Annotated in this window: 2 protein-coding genes; both read right to left on the bottom strand. The window is 46.2% G+C overall.

Features of this window, described 5'->3' with window-relative positions; genetic code table 11:
- A partial coding sequence (locus tag F0145_RS26000; RefSeq protein WP_223816250.1) for a peptidoglycan recognition protein family protein occupies window positions 1–778 on the bottom strand: 778 nt, incomplete at its 3' end.
- Entirely contained in the window at window positions 741–1,940 is a 1,200-nt protein-coding gene (locus F0145_RS25995; protein ID WP_150093612.1) for a hypothetical protein, read from the bottom strand. The genes F0145_RS25995 and F0145_RS26000, both read right to left, overlap by 38 nt.
- Between the last annotated feature and the right edge of the window lie 1,322 nt (window positions 1,941–3,262).

Raw genomic sequence — 3,262 nt, 5'->3', positions numbered from 1 at the left:
GTTCCCGTTGAAAAGCCCGTAAGGCCGCCTCCGTTTTTGGCCCAAAGTTGCCGTCTGCTTCTACCCTTATTTTTACTTGAAACAGCTTCACCAACTCCCCGGAGGCTCCCCGACGAAGGGTAGGCCGGCCCGTAGTAGTGCCGCCAGGTGGTGCGGGCTCTTCGGGCGGAATCAGGACCGGTCCTGGCGCTGTACCATTCAAAATAGCCGCTACAGAATCTCGAAAGGCGTGCATGTTAAAGATAGGGTCCGGTTTGCGCCCTGCTGGCAAAGCATACTCCCGATGACCCGCACAGAATTCCGCACTCTGCCCAACGTGTTTCAAAATAGCCGCTACTCCCCGGTGGTAGGCTTCCATTTGTATTGTAGGCCAGGGAAAATCATTAGCCCGGCCGGTATTCTCGGCTTCTATGCCGATGAAATTGGCATTACCGTTCGTCAGGCCTTTCCAAATGCCTTCTCCCGCGTGGTTGCTTCTGCCGGCGGCAATGACATAATAAGTGCCATCCCGTCCCAGACCTAGCTGCGCCAGCGGGCCGCGCAAATCCGAACGGCCATGAATGAGCGTATGAAGCGTAGGCATGTTTCCCCGCTTCTCATTAGTTCCGGTATGATGGCAAATAACACCCCGGATGGTTCTAACGTCACCCCGGCCGCGGTCTTCCCAGCCATCCACCAAGGCAACTTTCAAGCCGGCTTCTTTGAGCACGTGCGGCAACCATATTAAAGAATGTGGCATATCAGGCAACCCCTCCTTCCGCTGCTGGTAAATCTTCATCCAAGGTTAACACTTCGGCCACTACATGGCAACCATCTAAGCTGCTCTCGGCATCGCGGGGCGTAGGAATAAGCCCACCGGTTGGTGGCGGAATGTTACCCGGGGGACCACCACTCGGCACTGCTGCTGCCGGTGGAATGCCCGCCGGAGCCACCGGCGGCCGTGGCATTTGCCTGTCTTCCGAAGCTTCTTCCGGGCTTTTTTCATGCGGCTTAACGGTTGAGCGGATAACCATTACTTTATTTAAAATATCAAACCAAAATGGAGCGCCCATGGTAGCCGCTAAGGCTGTTATCAGCCAGCCAAGCAGCGGCGCTAAGACATGATTCCAGACTTTGAAGTTACTCGCATCCACCTTATAATCCGGTCGGGGTGCTCCCCAGCCATTTGACCAGCCCAAAGGTAAAACCAAGGAGTCGAGTTCACTGCGGGCAGCACTGTAATTGCGGCTGAGAAAAGCAGTATCCTGGGCAGCGGTTTCTGCCCGGGCTACTATCACCGCCCGCGCTACATCATTGTGGTATAAGTAATCGGCAATGGTGATGGTATTTATGTTTAAAGCCACCGCGGCGAAAAGGCCTATCCAAAATATTACCCACTGGGTCGAACGCTTATACCAGCCAGATACCCGGTCCATGCCGCTGTCGTACCACGCTTCAATATTTGCTTGGGCTTTGTTCAGGTCGCCTTGTGCGGCGTCGATAGCGGTCAGCAAGACCCGCTGAACGGCGGGATTCTGAATATTTTCAATGTTCAGGCGGATGGAAGCCAGCGAAATTACCGGTGCGTTAGGGTCGCTGCTGACAAAATCAGTTGCCGGCCCCCGCGTCGCAATGTCCATCAGGGCTAGGGCGAAGTTTTTGGCCGGAATGTAGGAGGGAAGATGAGAACCATCCGTCCAGGCATTTGGCCGCTTGTTGGCATTGCCGGGTTTATAATCGGCGGCAAACAGACTATAAATTAGCGGGTGCTCATAGAAGCTTTTGGCCAGTCCTTCGGCATTCTTGTCGTGTAATAATTCCCGGATTCCATGTTCCAGGAAAGCTGCCCGCGTTTTCAGCCAGGCTTCAATGCTCTCCCGAATAGCCGAACAGATAATGCTCACCAGGAGAAAAACAAAGATAACGCCAATAGCAACTTCAAGAATTTGGGAGCCGAACATAATGCGCTTCTTTAGTATTAAAAAACACTGGTACCCATGGACAAAGGGAAAGAACTTGCTTTACTTGACTAGGTAGTTTAGGCCTTCCCTTTGGATAAATCAATTGATGAAAAGTAGGAAAGCAAAACGCCTAAAGCAATACTGATTTTTCAGTATTTTCAGGTAAAAGAAAGTACTATAATAATCCAGGATAGAATTAGTTAATATAGCTTTTACTTAAAAGACTTTGGCCATAGGTCCGCAATTTGACTAAAAGCATAAAATCTGGAAGAGGGCTCCGTTTAGACTTGATTTATGCAGCAACTCTCCCTGAATGACTACCTCCTTAATGTAGGCATTGCTGTACTAGCAGTTAAACGCTTTAGCTGGTTTGCTAAATTCCGGGGGTGGGAATAATAAAGCTTGCCGAAGTAAGACTGCAATATTCTAACCTATATTAAATCATTAAAAGTGCCTGAACCCTTTTGTGCTGAGCAAGATTATTTACCAAGAGAGGTAGAAAGCTAAACAATAATTATTTTTAGATTATATTGCATTTTTCTTGGTTTAATCAGATAAAAACGCTTAATTTAACAGTATTTTGTTTGTGAGAGTTAGCATCTTTTTAACCAACTAAAAAGATTTGACCAAAATTTTAAAGAGGTAGCTTATGGCTGCCTCTTTTATGGTCTACCGTACTTTATCATCTACCTATAAATAGGAAAATTTAAAAGGGAGCGTTTGGAAGTTCTTCCGTGATGTTAATTATTAACCAACTAGAAAAAAGGGTACCTAAGGTGCCCTTTTACTAGCCTAGATAAGGCTTAAACTCTTTACCGATAAATCTTCTATAAGTTTTTGCCTAGCTTAAAATCATCTCCTAAAGGTATACAGATGAATTTTCTAATAATGCTCCTACTAGTAGCAACCATTGCTGCCTGGACATTGGAAGACTACTGGCGTAAGCGCAAAAAGAAAAATGAGGAGTAGTAAGGATGGTGTATGTTCAACCTGGCCTTAGATTTGGGGTAAAGCCGTAGTTTGAGCTAACCTTTATGCTCTTACCATAGTCCATAATGGTTAGCTACTGCTGCTAAACTGATATTCCCCAATGAAAACACTTCTTTGAAGGTCGCAATTTCTTGCTTGGCAAAAGCTAAATACAATCAAGTTTCCTTAGCTAATATGTACTTTTATGAAATGCAGGCTTAGCAACGTTTAACCCTGCTTCTCCTTTTAATAGTTAAAATTCTCAAGCATATAAGGTAGATTTTGTACAAACAAATATTGAATAATTCTTAAATTGGATAGACAATTTAAGTATAAATCTTTTAACCGCTGCA

Source organism: Adhaeribacter rhizoryzae, assembly GCF_008629685.1.
GTDB lineage: Bacteria > Bacteroidota > Bacteroidia > Cytophagales > Hymenobacteraceae > Adhaeribacter > Adhaeribacter rhizoryzae.
The sequence above is the reverse complement of the archived record's forward strand: the minus strand, read 5'-3'. Positions and strand labels throughout refer to the sequence as shown.